This is a genomic window from Telluria sp. RT2P19, assembly GCF_059685725.1.
The window spans coordinates 26598-45995 of the sequence record NZ_JCASIL010000026.1 but is presented as its reverse complement, the minus strand read 5'-3'; the positions used below and the strand labels follow the sequence as shown (position 1 = coordinate 45995).

19 protein-coding genes are annotated in these 19398 nt (G+C 67.2%); 9 read left to right on the top strand and 10 right to left on the bottom strand.

Annotated elements, in window-relative coordinates:
- The first annotated feature begins 55 nt into the window (after positions 1–55).
- From AC56KW_RS23815 to AC56KW_RS23790, 6 genes are all read left to right on the top strand, one after another.
- Positions 56–1960, top strand: a complete 1905-nt coding sequence (locus AC56KW_RS23815) for an amidohydrolase (protein WP_497173104.1) — start codon at positions 56–58, stop codon at positions 1958–1960.
- A 41-nt stretch (positions 1961–2001) separates the two neighbouring features.
- On the top strand, positions 2002–2643 hold the full coding sequence (locus tag AC56KW_RS23810) for a YoaK family protein (protein ID WP_497173103.1): 642 nt from the start codon (positions 2002–2004) through the stop codon (positions 2641–2643).
- Positions 2640–3212 carry a TMEM175 family protein gene (locus tag AC56KW_RS23805; RefSeq protein ID WP_497173102.1) on the top strand — a complete coding sequence of 191 codons (573 nt, stop codon included), beginning with the start codon at positions 2640–2642 and terminating at the stop codon, positions 3210–3212. The genes AC56KW_RS23810 and AC56KW_RS23805 overlap by 4 nt, the downstream gene beginning before the upstream one ends.
- Positions 3213–3265: 53 nt before the next feature.
- The gene (locus tag AC56KW_RS23800; protein WP_497173101.1) at positions 3266–3898 is read left to right on the top strand and encodes a response regulator transcription factor; all 633 of its coding nucleotides are present in this window, start codon (positions 3266–3268) and stop codon (positions 3896–3898) included.
- A gap of 429 nt (positions 3899–4327) precedes the next feature.
- Positions 4328–4807: a helix-turn-helix domain-containing protein gene (locus AC56KW_RS23795; protein ID WP_497173100.1), complete on the top strand. Its 480-nt coding sequence runs from the start codon at positions 4328–4330 to the stop codon at positions 4805–4807.
- A gap of 16 nt (positions 4808–4823) precedes the next feature.
- Entirely contained in the window at positions 4824–5432 is a 609-nt protein-coding gene (locus AC56KW_RS23790; RefSeq protein ID WP_497173099.1) for a DedA family protein, read from the top strand.
- 9 nt (positions 5433–5441) lie between these two features.
- Here the strand turns inward: AC56KW_RS23790 and AC56KW_RS23785 are convergent, their stop codons facing one another.
- Positions 5442–6206: a GGDEF domain-containing protein gene (locus tag AC56KW_RS23785; protein WP_497173145.1), complete on the bottom strand. Its 765-nt coding sequence runs from the start codon at positions 6204–6206 to the stop codon at positions 5442–5444.
- 202 nt (positions 6207–6408) lie between these two features.
- Between AC56KW_RS23785 and AC56KW_RS23780 the strand changes: the two genes are divergently transcribed.
- Positions 6409–7365, top strand: coding sequence for an IS1595 family transposase (locus tag AC56KW_RS23780; protein ID WP_497173144.1), 957 nt, complete (start codon positions 6409–6411; stop codon positions 7363–7365).
- Between the two features lie 79 nt (positions 7366–7444).
- Here AC56KW_RS23780 and AC56KW_RS23775 read toward each other — a convergent pair whose 3' ends face one another.
- Positions 7445–9058 carry a methyl-accepting chemotaxis protein gene (locus AC56KW_RS23775; RefSeq protein WP_497173098.1) on the bottom strand — a complete coding sequence of 538 codons (1614 nt, stop codon included), beginning with the start codon at positions 9056–9058 and terminating at the stop codon, positions 7445–7447.
- Between the two features lie 300 nt (positions 9059–9358).
- On the opposite strand from AC56KW_RS23775, the gene AC56KW_RS23770 reads away from it, so the two are divergent.
- Complete coding sequence (locus AC56KW_RS23770) at positions 9359–9748, top strand: hypothetical protein (protein WP_497173097.1); 390 nt, start codon at positions 9359–9361, stop codon at positions 9746–9748.
- Here the strand turns inward: AC56KW_RS23770 and AC56KW_RS23765 are convergent.
- The gene (locus AC56KW_RS23765; protein ID WP_497173096.1) at positions 9745–9873 is read right to left on the bottom strand and encodes a hypothetical protein; all 129 of its coding nucleotides are present in this window, start codon (positions 9871–9873) and stop codon (positions 9745–9747) included. The two genes, AC56KW_RS23770 and AC56KW_RS23765, sit on opposite strands and share 4 nt — an antisense overlap.
- A gap of 256 nt (positions 9874–10129) precedes the next feature.
- Between AC56KW_RS23765 and AC56KW_RS23760 the strand changes: the two genes are divergently transcribed.
- Positions 10130–10759 (top strand): TetR/AcrR family transcriptional regulator, encoded by a 630-nt coding sequence (locus tag AC56KW_RS23760; protein WP_497173095.1) that lies wholly within the window; start codon positions 10130–10132, stop codon positions 10757–10759.
- A gap of 41 nt (positions 10760–10800) precedes the next feature.
- On the opposite strand, the gene lpdA is transcribed toward AC56KW_RS23760, so the two are convergent.
- The 7 genes from lpdA to AC56KW_RS23725 form a co-directional block, all read right to left on the bottom strand.
- On the bottom strand, positions 10801–12207 hold the full coding sequence (lpdA, locus tag AC56KW_RS23755; RefSeq protein ID WP_497173094.1) for a dihydrolipoyl dehydrogenase: 1407 nt from the start codon (positions 12205–12207) through the stop codon (positions 10801–10803).
- 4 nt (positions 12208–12211) lie between these two features.
- Complete coding sequence (locus AC56KW_RS23750; RefSeq protein WP_497173093.1) at positions 12212–13576, bottom strand: dihydrolipoamide acetyltransferase family protein; 1365 nt, start codon at positions 13574–13576, stop codon at positions 12212–12214.
- A 3-nt stretch (positions 13577–13579) separates the two neighbouring features.
- Positions 13580–14590 (bottom strand): alpha-ketoacid dehydrogenase subunit beta, encoded by a 1011-nt coding sequence (locus AC56KW_RS23745; protein WP_497173143.1) that lies wholly within the window; start codon positions 14588–14590, stop codon positions 13580–13582.
- Positions 14591–14628: 38 nt separating this feature from the next.
- Positions 14629–15861, bottom strand: a complete 1233-nt coding sequence (locus tag AC56KW_RS23740; RefSeq protein WP_497173092.1) for a 3-methyl-2-oxobutanoate dehydrogenase (2-methylpropanoyl-transferring) subunit alpha — start codon at positions 15859–15861, stop codon at positions 14629–14631.
- Positions 15862–16162: 301 nt separating this feature from the next.
- The gene (locus AC56KW_RS23735; protein ID WP_497173091.1) at positions 16163–17521 is read right to left on the bottom strand and encodes an amino acid permease; all 1359 of its coding nucleotides are present in this window, start codon (positions 17519–17521) and stop codon (positions 16163–16165) included.
- Positions 17522–17776: 255 nt separating this feature from the next.
- Positions 17777–18478 carry an MBL fold metallo-hydrolase gene (locus AC56KW_RS23730; RefSeq protein WP_497173090.1) on the bottom strand — a complete coding sequence of 234 codons (702 nt, stop codon included), beginning with the start codon at positions 18476–18478 and terminating at the stop codon, positions 17777–17779.
- 77 nt (positions 18479–18555) lie between these two features.
- Positions 18556–19362: a prolipoprotein diacylglyceryl transferase family protein gene (locus tag AC56KW_RS23725; RefSeq protein WP_497173089.1), complete on the bottom strand. Its 807-nt coding sequence runs from the start codon at positions 19360–19362 to the stop codon at positions 18556–18558.
- Between the last annotated feature and the right edge of the window lie 36 nt (positions 19363–19398).

Below are 19398 nucleotides of genomic sequence, written 5' to 3'. Positions count from 1 at the left end.
CGGCTGCCGCAAACCCGCCGCGCGATGTTTGGCCGGCGTCATTTGGAGCATACGCATGAACCAAGCACAGCCCACCGCAAACCCGGGCCCAGGCGCAGTCCCGGCCGCCGAATCGCCGCTCATCCTCATCAACGGCTGCTTTCATACCGCCGACCGTGAACAGCCGCAGGCCAGCGCCGTCGCCATCCAGGGAGGCCGCTTCCTGGCCGTGGGCGACACCGACTACGTGATGCGCCACCGCGCTGATGGCAGCCAGGTGATCGACTTGAACGGCCGCACCGTGGTCCCGGGCCTGAACGACTCGCACCTGCACCTGATCCGCGGGGGCCTCAACTACAACCTCGAGCTGCGCTGGGAAGGCGTGCCATCGCTGGCCGATGCGCTGCGCATGCTCAAGGAACAGGCCGCGCGCACGCCGAATCCGCAATGGGTGCGTGTAGTGGGCGGCTGGAATGAATTCCAGTTCGCCGAGCGCCGCATGCCGACGCTCGGCGAGATCAACGCCGCCGCGCCCGATACGCCGGTCTTCATCCTGCACCTGTACGACCGCGCACTGCTCAACCGCGCAGCCCTGCGCGCCGTCGGCTACACGAAAGACACCCCCGATCCGCCGGGCGGCGAGATCGTGCGCGATGGCGCCGGCAACCCGACCGGCATGCTGATCGCGCGGCCGAACGCGATGATCCTTTACGCCACGCTGGCCAAGGGGCCGACCCTGCCGCGCGAACTGCAGGTCAATTCCACGCGCCAGTTCATGCGCGAACTGAATCGCCTGGGCCTGACCAGCGCGATCGACGCCGGCGGCGGCTTCCAGAACTATCCCGACGACTACGCCGTGATCGAGGAACTCGACGCCGCCAACCAGCTCACCATCCGTATCGCTTACAACCTCTTCACCCAGAACAAGGGCCAGGAGCTCGAGGATTTCCAGCGCTGGACCGGCATGGTCACGCCGGGGCAGGGCAGCGACTATTATCGCCACAACGGCGCCGGCGAGATGCTGGTGTTCTCGGCCGCCGACTTCGAGGACTTCCTGGAGCCGCGTCCCGACCTCGCCCCCGGCATGGAAGACGAACTGGAAAAAGTGGTGCGCCACCTGGTAGCCCAGCGCTGGCCGTTTCGCCTGCACGCGACCTACGACGAATCGATCTCGCGCATGCTCGACGTGTTCGAGAAGGTCGACCGCGACATCCCGTTCGACGGCCTGCACTGGATGTTCGACCACTGCGAGACCATCACCCAGCGCAATATCGACCGCGTCGCCGCGCTCGGCGGCGGCATCGCGATCCAGCACCGCATGGCCTTCCAGGGCGAATACTTCGTAGAGCGCTACGGCAGCGACGCCGCGCAATCGACGCCGCCGATCAAGCGCATGCTCGAGACCGGCGTGCCGGTCGGGGCCGGCACCGACGCCACGCGCGTGGCCAGCTACAACCCGTGGACCGCGCTGTACTGGCTGGTGACGGGGCGCACCGTCGGCGGCCTGGCGCTGTACGGCACGGCCGGCCACCTGCCGCGCCAGGTCGCGCTCGAACTGTGGACGGCGGGCAGCGCCTGGTTCTCGAACGAACAGGCGCAGAAGGGCCGCATCCGCGAGGGCATGTTCGCCGACGTGGCCGTGCTGTCGCAGGATTTCTTCAGCATCGACGCCGAGGAAATCAAGGCGATCGAATCCGTGTTGACCGTGGTCGGCGGCCGCATCGTGTACGGCGGCGCCGAGTTTGCCAACCTCGGTCCGCCGCCGATTGCCGTGCTGCCCGACTGGTCGCCGGTGCAGAAGGTCGCGGGCCACTGGAGGAAAGCCGCACCGCAAGTGCAGCAAAAGGCGCTGGCGCACCAGTGCAGCGGCCCTTGCGGCGTGCACGCCCACAGCCACGACACGGCGCGCCGTTCCAGTGTGCCGGTGTCGAACTACAGCGGCTTCTGGGGCGCGCTGGGCTGCAGCTGCTTCGCGTTCTGACGATGGCGGCGCCGACTCCATCGCGCCTTGAGGGCTTCAATATGGGTTTCCTCGGAGGCTATGTCGACACCCTGGGCTTCATCGGCCTGTTCGGCCTGTTCACGGCCCACGTCACCGGCAACTTCGTGCTGCTCGGGGCGTCGCTGGCCGATCCGGCCAATATCCCGTCGCTGCTGAAGATCCTGGCCTTCCCGGCCTTCATCCTGGGCATCGCCGCGGCGCGCCTCCTGGTCGCATCCTGCGAGCGGCGCGGGCGTAACGCGCATCGCCCATCGTACCTGCTGCAGCTGGTACTGCTGCTCGGTTTCATGGCCTGTGGCATGCTGTCCGAACCGGTGGCCCGCGACATGTCGGCCCTGGCGATGGCGGCCGGCCTGCTCGGCACCGCCGCCATGGGCGCCCACAGCGCGGCCAGCAAGCTGCTGCTGGCGCACCTGGCGCCGACCTCGATGATGACGGGAAACGTGACCCAGCTGGTGATCGACACGGTCGACCAGCTGCGCGGTGCCGGCGACGCGGCCACCACGGCGCGCTGCAGCAAGTTCTTCTGGCCGCTGTGCGGCTTCGCCATCGGCTGCGCGGCGGGCGCCTTCCTGTTCCTGGCGTTCGGCTTCGCTTCGCTGGCAGTGGCGGTGGCGATCCTGTGCCTGCACCTGTTGCGGCCAAGCCTGGACGGTGTATGAAGAAAGGGCGGCTGGAGGCGTTCAGCGACGGCGTCATCGCCATCATCCTCACCATCATGGTGCTGGAGCTGGCGCCTCCCCAGGGGACCTCGGCCGGCGACCTGCTGGCGGTGGCCCCGGGCTGGCTGCGCTATGGGCTCAGCTTCGTGTATGTCGGCATCTACTGGATCAACCACCATGCCTTGCTCGAGCGTGTGGAACAGGTCGACTGGGCGGTGCTGTGGGCCAACCTGCACCTGCTGTTCTGGATGTCGCTGATTCCGTTCGTGACCGCCTGGGCGGGCGAGCACCCGAGGGCGCCGCTGCCGATCGCCCTGTATGGCGTGGTGCTCTTTTTGTGCTCGGTGTCCTTCATGCTGCTGTCGTGGCGCCTGGGTTTCCTGACCGGCCTGGATCACGCGCATACATGGCAGAACGCCAAGAACCGGCTGTCGCTGGCGATGTATGCGCTGGCGGTGCTTGTCGCACTGTGGCAGCCGGCACTGGCGGCGGTGATCCACGTACTGCTGGCGGCCCTGTGGCTGGTGCCGGCCAGGGTGGGGCGCGCCGGGCTGACTGGACGCAACTAGCCGGCGCTGGCATCATCCCCGACGACGGCCGCGACAACAAGAAGAGGAGCACCGTGAACAGCCAACCGAGAATCATCGACGTCCTGATCGCCGACGACCATCCCCTGATGCGCGAAGGAATCGCCGCCGTGATCAGCAGCCAGGCCGATATGCGGGTGGTGGGCGAGGCCGCCGACGGCCTGGACGCGATCGACCTGTATCGCCGCTTGCGGCCGGACGTCACCCTGGTCGACCTGCAGATGCCGCGTTTGAACGGCATGGACGCGATCGCGGCGATCCGCGCCGAATTCCCGCGCGCCTGCCTGGCGATCCTGACGACCTTCCGCGGCGACGCGCGCGCCATGCAGGCGATCAAGGGCGGGGCCCAGGGCTACCTGCTCAAGAGTTCCCTGCGCAAGGAGCTGACCGATGCGATCCGGGTGCTGGCCTCCGGCCATCGCTACATACCATCGGAAATCGCCGGTGAACTGGCGCGCCACCTGGGCCAGGAGAGCCTGACGGTGCGTGAACTGCAGGTGCTCGAGCTGATAGCGCGCGGCAATGGCAACAAGCAGATCGGCGCCGCTCTGAACCTGTCCGAGGACACGGTGAAGGGCCACCTGCGCAGCATCATGGACAAGCTGGGGGCCAATAACCGCACCCATGCCGTGACCATCGGCATCGAGCGCGGCTTTCTCGAGATCTAGGGCGTCGCATCCGGGCCCGTGCCAGGATGCATGCGAGGGTGCCGGCTTACCGCTGTCGAGCGCCGGCAGTCGGGTCGCCGTCGCCGGCGCGTGGAGGTGCGGGCACGCCAGCATGCAGACCGCCGCCATGAGCGACGACGCAAGGCAAAAGGCCCCACAGGCGCAGGCAAGGGCAGAAACAAGCTCTGCGGCATGAACCAGCCGCAGTACGCGCGCAATCTGGTCGGCATGCCCCGTCTCGCATTGCCGCCACCATGAAGCGACGCGGCATTGCGCGCCATCCCGCCCGACCCCATCCTGCCCTGGCGCAAGCGCGATCCCCCACTTTCGTGGGGGTAGTCAAGCCCCCTATCTTGTCTGTGCAACACCTCCAGCGGGCGGCAACATGCTGTCCAGACCGTCTCGATCACGACCACCCTGGAGGGCACCATGCAGACCGCGCCATCGATCCCGAGCCTGACTCCATCCCCGGCGCTGCTCGACCAGCGTATCGCCGGGCCTTGCAACGGCGGCCTGCCTCGCTGGCAGGTCAGGCGGGTCACCGACTATATCGACGCCAACCTTGGCGCCACGCTGCGCACGGCCAGCCTGGCGGCGACGCTCGGCCTGAGCGTCAGCCATTTCACGCGCGCCTTCAAGCACAGTGTCGGCGTGCCGCCGCGCGTGTACGTGATCCGGCGCCGCCTGGCGGCCGCCTGTGAAGCCATGGTCAGCTCCAGCACGCCGCTGACGACCATTGCCCATGCGCACGGTTTTTGCGACCAGTCGCATTTCACGCGCACCTTCCACGAGGTCATCGGCCTGTCGCCGCATGTCTGGCGCTGCCTCAATACGCGGCGCGCCGCGGACGATCCGTACGCGAGCGAACAGAAGCGCCCCTTGGAACTGGCTATGGTGGAGGCTGCCTAACCAGTGGGAGTGCCACGTGTTCGACTTCATCACCGAATTCATGCAGAGCGGCGGCTATCTTGCCGTGTTCGCCTTGATGGCGCTGGAGAACATCTTTCCGCCGATTCCGTCGGAACTGATCATGCCGTTTGCCGGCTTCGTCGCCGCGCGCGGCGACCTGCACGTGGTGGGGGTATTGATCGCGGGCACCGCCGGCTCGGTGGCCGGCGCCTTGCCCTGGTATTACGCCGGCAGGGTGTATGGCAAGGAGCGGCTCGAAGCCTTCGCCGACAAGCACGCGCGCTGGCTGACCGTGACCCACGGCGATATCGAGCACTCGATGGAATCGTTTGAAAAACACGGGCGCAAGATCGTGCTGTTCGGACGCCTGATCCCGGCCATTCGCACCCTGATCTCGGTGCCGGCCGGCCTGGCCCGCATGCCGATCGGGCAGTTCTTGCTGTATTCGACGGTCGGCTCGCTGGTCTGGACCGGCATCCTGACCGGCGCCGGCTACATGCTCGAGAGCCAGTACGAACGGGTGGCGCAGTACGTCGATCCGGTCTCGAAAGCGGTCCTGATCGGCCTGCTGGGCTGGTATCTGTACCGCGTGGCCACCTTCAAGAAGCGCGCCAAGACTGGCTGAATCAGCCGGTCAGGCCGCATCTTCGCCGCGCCACCAGACCTGGTCGCGTCCGCTCTGCTTGGCCCGGTAGAGCTGGGCGTCGGCCGCCTCGAACATCTCGAATTGCTGTTCTTCGCCCGTCGTGTCGAAAGTGGCGCCGCCGATGCTGACGGTCAGCAGCGGCGCCACGTTCGAGGCTTCGTGCGCGATATTGAGCGCCGCCACCGCCTCGCGCACGCCTTCGGCCAGGCGCCGTGCTTCTGGCGCGTCGGTTTCCGGCATCAAGAGCAGCAATTCCTCGCCGCCGTAGCGCGCCGCCAGGTCGCCGGGACGGCGCATGGCGGCGCCGGCGACCCGCGCCACCGAGCGCAGAGCACGGTCGCCGGCCGGATGGCCGTAGCGGTCGTTGAACTGCTTGAAGGCGTCGATGTCGAGCAAGGCCAGCGACAGCGACCGGCCCGAGCGCCGCGCGCGCTGCCATTCGAGACTGTACATCTCGTCGAAGCGGCGCCGGTTGGCCAGTTCCGTCAGGCCGTCGATGTTGGCGAGCCGTTCCAGCATGCGGCGCTGGCGCACTACCTGCAGGTGCAGGGCCACGCGCGCCATCACCACGGTCTGGTTGAAGGGCTTGACGATGTAGTCCGAGGCGCCCATCTTGAGGCCGTTCGCCTCGTCCTCGGGGCGGTCCAGCCCGGAAATGAAGATCACCGAGATATGCGCCGTCTGCCGGTCGAGCCGCAGGCGGCGCAGCACTTCGTAGCCATCCATGTCGGGCATCATGACGTCGAGCAGGATGAGGTCGGCAATAGCGTTGGATAGAGTAATTGAACAAAATGCGTTCAGATAGCAACGAAGCAGATCAAGATCTGAACAAGCGGCTAATACATCGCCCCGGTACGGCTTGCCAAAATCATGGCGCTGTTCGCGTTAGTTATGCGAACCTTTCCGATCCACGCCGGTCTCAGCCACTGTCGAGTTAACTCATCAGGTGGCAATGATGCAAGGCTTGGTCTTCGAAGAAGTATTTGCCGCGCTGACCTCCCTGCACCTGCATACCGACGAGGTAGCCAGGTTGCGCGCCTGGATCGAGGCGAGCGTCCATCCTGGCGAGTGCCTGCACCTCGTCGCCCAGGCGGCGGGCACACGATGCTGCCCGCATTGCCAATGTTCGCGTGTCCATCAGTGCGGTGCGGCCAGCGGCCTGCAGCGCTGGCGCTGCCTGGCTTGCCGGCGCAGCTTCAATGCGCTGACGAACACGCCGCTGGCGCGCCTGCGCAAGAAGGCCGCCTGGCTAGCGTACCTGCAATGCGTGCTCGATTCGCGCACGGTCCGCGCAGCAGCCGAGCTCGCCGGCGTGCACCGCAGCACCAGTTTCCGCTGGCGCCACCGTTTCGTGCCGGGGGCGGCGCGCAAGCGTCCAGATCGCCTTGAAGGCATGGTCGAGGCGGACGAAACCTATCTGCTCGAATCGCAGAAGGGCTCGCGCCACCTGACGCGTCCCGCGCGGCGGCGCGGCGGCGCAGCCAGGCGGCGCGGCATCAGCGGCGAACACGAGTGCCTGCTCGTTGCACGCGACCGGGGCCGGCGGACACTGGACTTTCATACTGGCCGCGGGCCGGTCAGCGCCGTGAAGCTCATCGCCTGCCTGCGGCCGGTGCTGGCGCCTGACGCGGTGTTGATCAGCGATTCGGCGGCCGCTTACCGGACCTTTGCCGCCGATGCCGGGGTCGCGCACGAGGCGGTCAATCTGCGCGCCGGGATCAAGGCGCGCGGCGCGATCCACCTCAATAACGTCAATGGCTGGCATGCCCGCTTCAAGACCTGGATCAAGCGCTTCAATGGCATCGCCAGTCGCTACCTGGTGAACTATTCAGGCTGGCAGCGCTTCCTGGATGACGGCGCTTTGCGTACGCCAGCGCAATTGCTGGTCGCAATCATCCAGTGCGCAAAGTGACGTCGGAAAGAACTGAATTAACGCGCACAGCGCCAAAATCATCATGGGGGTCGGCTCCGGCACGGAGCCGACCATGCCGTCAGCGCGCCAGCGCTGCGCGTCGTGGCCGAGCCGCCAGGTGCGCCCGGGCCGGCGCAACGGCGCCATGCCCGAGGCGGAAGGTGTCGACCACGGCCGCCAGCTGGCTGGCCTGCTCGCGCATCGCATCGGCAGCGGCTGCCGCTTCCTCGACCAGGGCCGCATTCTGCTGGGTCACGCGGTCCATCTCGACGATCGCGGTATTGACCTGCTCGATGCCGGCGCTCTGTTCTGCGCTGGCGGCTGCGATCTCGGCCATGATCATGGTGACCTGCTCGATGCTGGCCACGATCTGTTCCATGGTGGCGCCGGCGCGCGCCACCTGCTGCGTGCCTTGCTGGACCTGGCCGACGGAATCGTCGATCAATCCCTTGATCTCCTTGGCCGCCGCCGCCGAGCGGTGGGCCAGGGTGCGCACCTCGCCGGCGACGACCGCGAAGCCGCGGCCCTGTTCACCGGCGCGGGCGGCTTCGACCGCCGCGTTCAGTGCCAGGATATTGGTCTGGAAGGCGATGCCGTCGATGACGCCGATGATGTCGACGATGCGCTGCGAAGCGGCATCGATCCGGCCCATGGTACCCACTACCTCGCCCACCATGCGGCCCCCGTCGCCGGCCACGCCGGCAGCAAGCGCGGCGAGCTGGTTGGCGCGGTGCGCATGCCCGGTATTCTGGCGCACGGTGGAGGTCAGTTCTTCCATCGAGGCCGCGGTTTCTTCCAGCGAGCCGGCTTGCTGCTCGGTGCGGCTCGACAGGTCCTGGTTGCCGCTCGCGATTTCGGCGGAGGCGGTGGAGATGGTCGCAGTGCCCTCGCGCACCTGGCCGACGATCGCCGCCAGGCTGCCGTTCATGCGCGACAGCGCCATCATCAGCTGGCCGACCTCGTCGCCGCGCTCGAGCACCTTGCGCTCGAACTGGCTGGTCAGGTCGCCGCCGGCCACGCGTTCGGCCACGTCTAGCGCCTGGCGCAGCGGCGCCGTGATCGAACGGCCGATGAACCAGGCGCAACCCGCGCCCAGCAGCAGGGCGGCGCCGCCCAGCGTGAACAGGATCACGCGGGTGCTGGCATACGAATCCAGGATCGACCGGGCCACGGCGTCGGCGGCCGTGATCTGCATCGTGGCCAGCTTGTCCACGGTGGCAAGGTAGGACAAGGAACGCGGCATCAGCTGATTGCGGTAGATCTCGTCGAGCTGCGCCTGGTTGCCTTCGCGCTTGGCATTGAACAGGGCGTCGCGCGCGGCCATATAGGCGATGCGTTCTTCCTTGACGAACTTGAACTGCTCGCGTACGCCGGCGTTGCGCAGCGACGCTTCGATTTCTTGTTGCAGCACGTTGGAACGGCTCGTGATCGCCTGGCGGCGCGGGCCGATGACATCGAAGATGCCGGCATCGGCGGCGTAATAGACGGTCTCGTTGATGGCGCTGTTGATTTCGATATTACGGCGCCACTCGGCGAGGCTGCGCTGGTTCTTGATGCTGGTGTTGACCAGGCGGTGCGTCAGGTCGCCCGCCGACTGCATGCGGGTGAGCGCGGTGGCGGTCAAGGCCACGAGAAGTGCCAGAACAACGGCAAAGCCAAGCGCCAGGCGGGCGCCGATATTAAGTGTTTTCACGGAAGGTTTCCAGGCTGCTTAGATGACCGAGACACGGTCGGACTGGGATGGCGCGCCGCAACGATGTCCCGGACGGGAGTGCTGCGGCACGACATGACGGATCCCTGCAGTATAGCCCGCAAGACCGGAAATTGCATTGCCATGCGGCAAATCTGCAACATGCTGGCGTTGCAATGTTGCAATTGATCCATGCGATGGCGGTAGCCGCGCTCCTACAGCAAACGGAGGAGGTTGCCTATTGGCGTGCTGTGTGGCGGGATTAAGATGGATACCACGCAAACAGCTTACGAGGAGAACGTCATGTCGACGCAAGACGAAGGCAAGGATACCAAGGGACGCAGCTGGGACCAGGTGACGGATGGCACGACCAGCGTCGCGACCATGGGTGCGGGTTCGACCGGCGACGTCGGCGCCAGCGCCGAGCGCAAGGACCCGGCCCAGCGCGAGCCGGCGGGCTCGAGCCAGCAGGGCGGCCAGTCGGCCGGCCGCACCGATGATCTGCTGGCCGGCGGGACGAACGACGAACAGTCCGATCAGGGCTTCCAGGGCAGCGGCGCCAATCGCCAGTCCGGCACCGGCGGTGCCAATGGCCAGTCCGGCGCCGGCGGCAGCCGCCAGGATGAGCAGGGCGCGTCCGCGACCGACGACGACCAGTACGACCAAGGCACGGCGCGCAAGGAAGAGCGCTAGCTGCCCGGACGAACCTGGCGCGCATGGTCGACCGTGCGCGCCCGGCGCGACAGCACGTGGCGCACCACGCACCGGCCGGATGCCAGGGCGGGATGACCGAAGTCGCCATCGGGAACGGGCCGCATCCCACGCTACTTCGTCATCCGCCGCAGCTGGTACGGCGCCGCGTACGCCGCGTACGCCGCGATCGCCTCCAGGTCCGCATGCTCCTGGCCATGGCGCAGGCAAGCCGCTTCCGCCCCGAGCGCAGGCGCTGTGCTGCAATGCGCCCCCCCGGGACGCCGGCCGAGCTTCGCACCCAAGACGCGAGGAGCAATGCCATACAGACTGACAATCAAGGTTGTCTGATAACCAAATGCAAGTCTGTGTCAGAATGCGGCAATGAACCAAGAGCTTTCCCCTACGCGATCCTACCGTGGCCAGTCGCAGGAGCAGCGCCGCACCGAGCGCCGCAGCCGCCTGATCGCGGGCGCCATCGCCGTCTACGGCGAGCGCGGCTACCACCAGGCGACCGTCAAGGCCGTCTGCGAGGCGGCCGGCCTGACCGAGCGCTATTTCTACGAGTCCTTCGCCAATAGCGAGGCGCTACTCATCGATTCCTATCATGCGGTCACCTACGCCGTGCTGGGCGAGATCCTGCACGCGGGGGAGGCGGCCGGACGCGGGCGGGTGGCGCGTTCGCGCGCCATGCTGCACGCGTACTTCGCGGCCCTGCAGCGCGAACCGCGGTCGGCGCGCGTGTTCCTGGTCGAGATCCGGGGCGTGAGCCGGGCCGTGGACCAGGCCTTCGACGCGTCGCTGCGCACGATCGGCCGCGAGGTCGCGCGCCTGCTGGGATCGGAAGCGGTCGACGACGCATTGCTGCAGGCGGGTGTGATAGGAGGCGTGATCCACATCGCGCTGCGCTGGATCGAGGATGGGTACGCGCCGCCGATCGACAGCGCGGTTGGCACCGCGCTGCGCCTGGGAACGGCGCTGGCCGGGCCCGCGCGGGTGCGGCGGCGGGCGTAGGGCCGTGCAGGGAATCGCCGCCCGGACCGGGCGGCGCAGGCTCAGATGTGCAAGGCGTGGCCGAGCGCGCGCAGCGCGGCTTCCTGCACCGCCTCGCCCAGGGTCGGGTGGGCGTGGATGGTGCGCGCGACGTCTTCCAGCTGGGCGCCCAGCTCGATCGACTGGGTGAAGCCCGCGGCCAGTTCGGACACGCCGACGCCGACCGCCTGCCAGCCCAGGATCAGGTGGTTGTCCTTGCGCGCGACCACGCGCACGAAGCCGTCGGTGCCCTCGATCGTCATCGCGCGGCCATTGGCGCTGAACGGGAAGCTCGCCTGGATCGCCTCGATGCCCGCCGCAGCCGCCTCGGACGGCGACATGCCGGCCACCACGATCTCGGGATCGGTGTAGCACACTGCCGGAATCGCCGCCGGCTGGAACCAGCGGCGCTTGCCGGCGATGATCTCGGCCACCATCTCGCCCTGGGCCATGGCGCGGTGCGCCAGCATCGGCTCGCCGGTGAGGTCGCCGATGGCCCACACATTGCGCATCGAGGTGCGGCACTGTTCGTCGACCCTGACGGCGCGGCCGGCCATGTCCAGCATCAGGTTTTCCAGGCCCCAGCCGGTGGTGGCCGGCTTGCGGCCCACGGCCACCAGCACCTTGTCGGCTTCCAGGTAGGCCTCGACGCCTGACGCGTCGCGCACCTTCACCCGCGGTTCGCCGGCGCTGTCGTCCATCCCCAGCACCGACGTCGCCAGGCGCAGCTCGACGCCGAGGCGTTCGAGCGACCTCGCGACCGGCTTGACCAGGTCGGCGTCATAGGCCGGCAGGATGCGCTCCGCCGCCTCGACCACCGTCACCTGGCTGCCCAGCTTGCGGTAGGCCGTGCCGAGTTCGAGGCCGATATAACCGGCGCCGACCACCACCAGCCGGCGCGGCACGCTGTCTTGCGACAGCGCCTCGGTCGACGAGATCACCGGGCCGCCGAAGGGCATGAAGGGCAGTTCGACGGCGTGCGACCCGCTGGCCAGCAGCAGGTGTTCGCAGCGGATGCGCACCGTTTCCTGGCCGTCGGCCTCCACCTCGACCGTCTTTCCGTCCAGGACCCGCGCCCACCCATGCACCACGCGCACCCCCTGTTTCTTGAGGAGTTGCCCGACGCCGCCGGTGAGGCGCTTGACGATGCCGTCCTTCCAGGCCACGGTGCGCGCCAGGTCGATACTTGGGCTATCCACCGTGATGCCGAGCGGCGACTCCTGGGCCGCGTAGGTCGCCGTCTTGTGGTATTCGTCGGCCGCGTGGATCAGCGCCTTGGACGGAATGCAGCCGATATTCAGGCAGGTGCCGCCGGGATTCGCGCCTTCGACCACGATGGCCGGGATGCCGAGCTGGCCGGCGCGGATGCCGGCCACGTAGCCGCCAGGGCCGCCGCCGATGATGAGCAATGTCGTGTTGATCGTCTCCATCGGCTCACTCCACGAACAGGGTTGCGGGGAATTCGAGGTAGCCGCGGATCGCCTGCACGAACTGGGCCGCCACCATGCCGTCGATGACGCGGTGGTCGAACGACGACGACAGGTTCATCATCTTGCGCGCCACCATGGCGCCGTCGCGGATCACCGGCCGGTCGACGATGCGGTTGACGCCGACGATGGCGACCTCCGGTCGGTTGATCACCGGCGTGGTGACGATGCCTCCCAATGCCCCAAGGCTGGTGATCGTGATGGTCGAGCCGGTCAATTCGTCGCGCGTGGCGCGGCCAGAGCGCGCAGCTTCCGCCAGGCGCGCGATCTCGGCGGCGCTCGACCATGGATCGCGCGACTCGGCGTGGCGCACCACCGGCACCATCAGGCCATTGTCGGTCTGGGCAGCGATGCCGATATGGGCCGCGTCATAGGTGGTCAACAGATTGTTCTCGTCGTCGTAGCGTGCGCTCATCATCGGATAGCTGCGCAGCGCCAGCACCACGGCGCGCATCAACAGCGGCAGCAGGGTCAGCTTGCCGCGCTCGGCCCCATACCGGGCGTTGAGCTGGATGCGCAGCGCTTCCAGTTCGGTGACGTCGACTTCTTCGACATAGGTGAAGTGCGGGATGTTGCGCTTGGCTTCCTGCATCTTTTCGGCGATCTTGCGGCGCAGGCCGATGACCTGGGTCGCATGTTCGCCATGCTGCTCGGCGTAGCGTTCGTCGGCGCCACCATTGGCCGCGCCGCCGCGGCGGCCGGCCACGTGGGCGTCGAGGTCGGCGTGGGTGATGCGGCCGGCCGGGCCGCTGCCCGCGACGAACTGCAGTTCCACGCCCAGGTCCCAGGCGCGCTGGCGTACCGCCGGCGGCGCCAATGGTTTCTCGCCTTCGGCGCGCAGTTGCGGGGCGCCCGTTGCCGCTGGCGCGGGACGCGCTGCCGGAGCCGCCTTGGCGGCCCGGGCCGCAACCGGAGCCGCTGCGCGCGCAGGTGCCGCCGCGCCTGCCTCAATGGCCGCCACGGCTTCGAGCTGCGGCTCGGCCACTTCCTCGGCCGGCGCGGTCGCGGCGCCGGTCTTCACCGGTTCCTGGCCGGCCTTGGCCGCGCCACTCTCCTTCAGGTTGCCGGCGCCTTCGACTTCGAGCCGAATCAGCTCGGCGCCGACGGCCAGCGACTGGCCGATCGCGCCGCCCAGGCTGGTGATGGTGCCGGCGACCGGCGACGGGATCTCGACCGTCGCCTTGTCGGTCATGACGTCGGCCAGCACCTGGTCTTCTTTTACAAGGTCGCCCGGCTGCACATGCCAGGCAACCACTTCGACTTCGGCGATGCCTTCGCCGAGATCCGGCATCTTGATGACGTGAATACCCATGAATCAACCCTCCATCACGCGTTTCAAGGCCGCGCCGACACGGTCGGGCCCCGGGAAATAAGCCCATTCCTGCGCATGCGGATACGGGGTGTCCCAGCCGGCGACGCGCCCGATCGGCGCTTCGAGCTGGTAGAAGCAGTGTTCTTGCACGAGCGCCGCGAGTTCGGCGCCGAAGCCGCTGGTCTGCGTCGCTTCGTGCACGATCACGCAGCGGCCGGTCTTCTTGACCGAATCGACGATGGTGTCGAGGTCAAGCGGCCAGATGCTGCGTAGGTCGATCACCTCGGCGTCGACGCCGGATTCGCGCGCCGCCGCCTCGGCGACCCAGACCATGGTGCCGTAGGCCAGCACGGTGACGTCGTTGCCGGGACGGACGATGGCGGCCTTGTCGAGGTCGACGGTGTAATAGCCGGCAGGGACCTCGCCCTTCGGGTGGCCCGACCATGGCACGACCGGACGGTCGTGGTGTCCATCGAACGGGCCGTTGTACAGGCGCTTCGGTTCCAGGAAGATGACCGGATCGTCGTTCTCGATCGAGGCGATCAAGAGGCCTTTCGCGTCATACGGATTGGACGGCATCACGGTGCGCAGGCCGCACACATGGGTGAAGAAGGCCTCGGGGCTCTGGCTGTGGGTCTGGCCGCCATAGATGCCGCCGCCGCAAGGCATGCGGATCACCATCGACGACGTGAATTCGCCGGCCGAGCGGTAGCGCAGGCGCGCCGCCTCGGACACGATCTGGTCGGTGGCCGGATAAAAATAATCGGCGAACTGGATCTCGACCACGGGGCGCAGGCCATAGGCGGCCATGCCGACCGCGGTACCGACGATGCCGCCTTCCGAGATCGGCGCGTCGAACACGCGCGACTTGCCGTACTTGGCCTGCAGGCCGTCGGTGACCCGGAACACGCCGCCGAAATAGCCGACGTCCTGGCCATACACCACGACGTTGTTGTCGCGTTCCATCATCACGTCCATGGCCGAGCGCAGGGCCTGGATCATGGTCATCGGCATGGTCGCCGTTTCCTTCGGTTGATCGTCACGTGCCATCTTCATACTCCCAACTGCTGACGCTGACGGCGCAGGTGCTCCGGCATGTCTTTATAAACGTCCTCGAACATGGTCGCCGCGCTCGGTGCGCGCTCGTCGCCCAGGGTGCCGTAGCTTTCGGCTTCCTTTTGCGCCGCCAGCACTTCGGCTTCCAGTTCGGCCTGCACGGTCTCGTGCTCGGCGTCCGACCACCAGCCAAGGTTGGTCAGGTACTGGCGCAGGCGGGCGATCGGGTCGCCCAGCGGGAAGCGCGAGTAATCGTCGGCTGGTCGGTAGCGCGAAGGATCGTCCGAGGTCGAGTGCGGGCCGGCGCGGTAGGTAACCCACTCGATCAGCGTCGGCCCAAGATTGCTGCGCGCCCGTTCGGCGGCCCAGCGCGAGGCCGAGAGCACCGCCAGGAAGTCGTTGCCGTCCACGCGCAGCGAGGCGATGCCGCTGCCGATGCCGCGGGTGGCGAAGGTCACGCTCTCGCCGCCGGCGATCGCCTGGAAGCTCGAGATCGCCCACTGGTTATTGACCACGTTGAGGATGACCGGCGCGCGGTACACATGGGCAAAGGTGAGGGCGGTCGAGAAATCGGATTCCGCGGTGGCGCCGTCGCCGATCCAGGCCGAGGCGATCTTGGTATCGCCCTTGATCGCCGAGGCCATGGCCCAGCCCACGGCTTGCGGATACTGGGTGGCGAGGTTGCCGGAAATGGTGAAGAAGCCGGCACTCTTGACCGAGTACATCACCGGCAGTTGGCGGCCCTTGAGGGGATCGCGCTCGTTCGACAGCAGCTGGCAGATCATGTCGACCAGCGGCACCTTGCGCGCCATCAGCAGGCTTTGCTGGCGGTAGGTCGGGAAATTCATGTCGCCGTCCTGCAGCGCCAGGGCGTGGGCGGTGCCGATCGCCTCTTCGCCGAGCGAGATCATGTAGAACGACATTTTCTTCTGGCGCTGGGCGATCACCATGCGCGCGTCGAACACGCGCGTCTTCATCATGGTGCGCAGGCCAAAGCGCAGCAGGTCGCGATCGGGTTCCTCGGCCCAGGGGCCGACGGCGTTGCCGTGCTCGTCGAGCACGCGGATCAGTTGTTGGGCGATGTCGCTTGTCTCCAATGGAGCGACATCGACCGGCGGACGCCGGACGGAACCGGCAGCGCTGGCTTGGAGGTACGAAAAATCGGTCTTGCAGCCCGGGCGGCCGGTAGGCTCCGGTACGTGCAGCGACAGAGGATTGCTCTGGCTCATATGTATGCTTTCCCTTTTGAGGTGTTTTGCAGCAAGGAGCATCATAGCCGCTTAGTTGACGTTTACGTCAACTGCGGATGACTATTTTCATATTGCTCTGCAACATACGAGGTCGGGGATGCCCGGAAATCACAAGATCGACGGGGCCAGGAACGTGGGCGCCAGTCTGCCCGAAGGTGGCCGACCTCGTCGGCTACCATAACCTACCGGGGAGAGCGGATGGTGGATGCGCGCAATCGCGCGCGACATACTGAAGAGAACCCGTGCGGCGGCGCAGCACGGGACCGCAAGCGTCGACCGGCTACGCTTTCGCTTGCGCGCGCCGTTGACGCAGCCAGTAGCCAAGGCCCAATGCCCCCAGCCAGACCGGAATCAGGAACACCGAGATGCGCAGGCCCGGCGTGAGCAGCATCACGAGCAGCAGCAGGGCGACGAAGCCCAGGCACACGTAATTCGACCACGGAAACCATGGGCTGCGGAAGACCGTGCTGGCGCCGAGCGCATCCTTGCTGCGGCGAAAGCGCAGGTGGCTCCACGAAATCATCGCCCAGTTGAGGACCAGGGCGGTGGTCGCGAGGGTCATCACCATTCCCAGCGCCTCGCGCGGCAGGAAATAATTGATCAGGATCGCCGAGCCGGTCGCCACCGCCGACACCCCCAGGGCGACCAGCGGCACGCCGCGCTTGTTCGCGTACTTCAGCGATGCCGGCGCGTTGCCCTGTTCGGCCAGGCCATACAGCATGCGGCTGTTGGCGTAGACGCAGCCGTTATACACCGACAGCGCGGCGGTCAGCACGACCAGGTTGAGGACGTTTGCGACCCAGCCGCTGTCGAGCGCCTGGAAGATCAGCACGAAGGGACTGCCCCCCGTGACCACTTTTTGCCACGGATACAGCATCAGGAGCACGGCCAGCGCGCCGATGTAGAAGATCAGGATCCGGTACAGCGCATTATTGGTCGCGCGCGGGATGGTGCGCGCCGGGTCGTCGGCTTCGGCCGCGGTGATGCCGATCAGCTCCAGGCCGCCGAAGGAAAACATGATTACCGCCATCGCCATGGCGAGGCCGGCCACGCCGTGCGGGAAGAATCCGCCGTGCTGCCACAGGTTGGCCACCCCGGCCTCGGGTCCGGCGCCGCCGCCGATCAATAGATACAGGCCGAACACGATCATGCCGACCACGGCCACCACCTTGATCACGGCGAACCAGAATTCCAGTTCGCCGAAGGCCTTCACGTTGAGCAGGCTGATGCAGTTGACCAGTACGAAGAAGCCCAGGGCCGAGACCCAGGTGGGCAGCTCCGGGAACCAGTACTGCATATAGATGCCGAGCGCGGTCAGTTCGGCCAGGCTGACGAGGACGTACATCACCCAGTAGTTCCAGCCCGAGACGAAGCCGGCCCAGCGCCCGCAGTACTTGTCGGCGAAGTGGCTGAAGGAGCCGGCCACCGGTTCGTCGACGATCATCTCGCCCAGCTGGCGCATGATCAGGAAGGCGACTGCGCCGGCGATCGCGTACCCCAGCAGCACCGAGGGGCCGGCCATCTGGATGGTCGAGGCGATGCCGAGGAACAGGCCGGTGCCGATCGCGCCGCCGAGGGCGATCAACTGGATGTGGCGGTTCTTCAGCCCGCGCTTGAGTTCGTTATGCCCGTCGGCCATGGTGGTCTCGTCTTGCCAGAAAGACAGGGATTTTACTTCATAGTGTTAGCCAGGCAAACCTGCGCCGCCAGATGCGGTCCCGGGCTATGCTGGCGGTGACGGCATGTCGCCGACCATCATCAAGGAGAAACCATGCGCAAGATGATCATGATGGCCCTGGCAGGGCTGATCTGGAAACAGTTTCAAACGAAGGTCTTGAAGCGTCCGCCGGTGCCCAAGCGTACCTGGCGCTACTGAACCGGCGCTGGATAAGCGTCATACGCCGTGCGGCAGGCCGAGATTGCGGTTTGCCGGCACGGCGACGTCGATCATCCGCGGGCGCGGCAGGTCGAGCGCGGCCATCAGGGCGATGAAATCCTCGCGACTGCGATTGGCGAGCCGCGCGTTGTGCCGCTTTTCCCAGCCGATGCTCGATACCGATTGGCCCTTGTAGTCGTGGCCGGGCCACACCAGCACATGGTCGTCGAGCGTAAACAGCTTGTGGGTCACGCTGTCGTACAGGCTGTGCGCGCTGCCGCTCTGGAAGTCGGTGCGCCCACAGCCGTCGATCAGGAGGGTGTCGCCGGTGAACAGGTTGCCGCGCCACAGATAGCACATGCTGCCCGCCGTGTGGCCGGGCGTGTGGATCACCGCAATGTGCTCGTCCAGGCCGAAGCGGATCCGGTCGCCGTCCTGCAGCTGCACTTCGGCCGGCGGGATGTCGCAGCCGCTCGGCACGCAGGCCGTGGCACCGGTATGCTCGCGCAGGCGGCCGGCCGAGGTGACATGGTCGGCATGGGCATGCGTTTCCAGCACGTGGGTCAGGGTCAGGCCGAGGCGCTCGATATGGGCCAGGTCGCGCGTGAAATGGCGGTCGACCGGGTCGATGATGACCGCGTCGTAACTGCCTGGCGCGGCCAGGATGTAGGTAAAAGTCGACGATTCGGCGTCGAACAGCTGGATCGGACTGACTTGCATGGGCATCTCCTCGGTTGCCGCGATGTTTTACCACAAGTCGCTGGCGCTGCGAAAGCCTGCGCTGGCCTGTTGGCCGCTCATGGCCGCAGTGTCGCCAGCTTGTCGCGCAGCGTCGCCTCCGACAGCTCGCCCACGTGGCGCAGCCGTAGCTTGCCGTCGGCGCTGTAGAACAGGGTGGTCGGATAGCCGGCCGCGCCGGTGCGCGCCGCGAGCTGGCCGGCCGGGTCGATCACGACGTTCTGCAACTGCAGCTGCTGGGTGGACAGGTAGCGGCGCACGATCGCGGCCGATTCGCCCTGGTTGACGAACACGAAGCCGATATCCGGATTGGCGCGTTGCGCCGCCTGCATGGCCGGCATCTCGCGCCGGCACGGCGGGCACCAGGTCGCCCACAGGTTGACCACCAGCGGTCGGTCGGCAAGGCTGCGCAGCGCCACCTCGCTGCCGTCGAGCCGGCGCACCATCACGTCCGGCATCGGCGGTTGCGGCGGCGCCAGGGCCTGGGCGGCCAGCTGGCCGCCGATCCAGACCACGGCGCCGGCCAGCACGCTCGCCAGCAACGGCCGGCGCAGCGCGGCCCGGCGCCGGGTCAGCTCGGCGCCGATCACGCAGGCGACGATCAGGCCGGCCGTCAGGTCGAAGCCGCCGTCGCGGATGTCGAGCGCGGTCCAGGGGGCCTGGCCGTAGATATCGTGGTGCTTGAGCACGAACACGGCGCGCGCGGCCAGGAAGCCGACCACGATCATCCGCCACAGCACCGCGCCGGCATCGGCGCCGCGCCGACGGTACAGCCAGTCGGCGGTGGTGGTCGCCGCCACGATGGCAAGCACCGTCAGCACGGCCGACAGCGGAATGATCAGGGGTCCCAGTTTGACGACGTCCATACTGCCTTTCCTGCGCTGGCAAAAGCGCAAGTATAC

Bases quoted from the DNA above. Each gene is read 5' to 3' on its own strand.
- AC56KW_RS23815 (WP_497173104.1), top strand. From the start codon at position 56: ATGAACCAAGCACAGCCCACCGCAAACCCGGGCCCAGGCGCAGTCCCG.
- AC56KW_RS23810 (WP_497173103.1), top strand. From the start codon at position 2,002: ATGGGTTTCCTCGGAGGCTATGTCGACACCCTGGGCTTCATCGGCCTG.
- AC56KW_RS23805 (WP_497173102.1), top strand. From the start codon at position 2,640: ATGAAGAAAGGGCGGCTGGAGGCGTTCAGCGACGGCGTCATCGCCATC.
- AC56KW_RS23795 (WP_497173100.1), top strand. From the start codon at position 4,328: ATGCAGACCGCGCCATCGATCCCGAGCCTGACTCCATCCCCGGCGCTG.
- AC56KW_RS23780 (WP_497173144.1), top strand. From the start codon at position 6,409: ATGCAAGGCTTGGTCTTCGAAGAAGTATTTGCCGCGCTGACCTCCCTG.
- AC56KW_RS23770 (WP_497173097.1), top strand. From the start codon at position 9,359: ATGTCGACGCAAGACGAAGGCAAGGATACCAAGGGACGCAGCTGGGAC.
- AC56KW_RS23765 (WP_497173096.1), bottom strand. From the start codon at position 9,873: ATGCGGCCCGTTCCCGATGGCGACTTCGGTCATCCCGCCCTGGCATCC.
- AC56KW_RS23760 (WP_497173095.1), top strand. From the start codon at position 10,130: ATGAACCAAGAGCTTTCCCCTACGCGATCCTACCGTGGCCAGTCGCAG.
- lpdA (WP_497173094.1), bottom strand. From the start codon at position 12,207: ATGGAGACGATCAACACGACATTGCTCATCATCGGCGGCGGCCCTGGC.
- AC56KW_RS23750 (WP_497173093.1), bottom strand. From the start codon at position 13,576: ATGGGTATTCACGTCATCAAGATGCCGGATCTCGGCGAAGGCATCGCC.
- AC56KW_RS23745 (WP_497173143.1), bottom strand. From the start codon at position 14,590: ATGCCGATGACCATGATCCAGGCCCTGCGCTCGGCCATGGACGTGATG.
- AC56KW_RS23740 (WP_497173092.1), bottom strand. From the start codon at position 15,861: ATGAGCCAGAGCAATCCTCTGTCGCTGCACGTACCGGAGCCTACCGGC.
- AC56KW_RS23735 (WP_497173091.1), bottom strand. From the start codon at position 17,521: ATGGCCGACGGGCATAACGAACTCAAGCGCGGGCTGAAGAACCGCCAC.
- AC56KW_RS23730 (WP_497173090.1), bottom strand. From the start codon at position 18,478: ATGCAAGTCAGTCCGATCCAGCTGTTCGACGCCGAATCGTCGACTTTT.
- AC56KW_RS23725 (WP_497173089.1), bottom strand. From the start codon at position 19,362: ATGGACGTCGTCAAACTGGGACCCCTGATCATTCCGCTGTCGGCCGTG.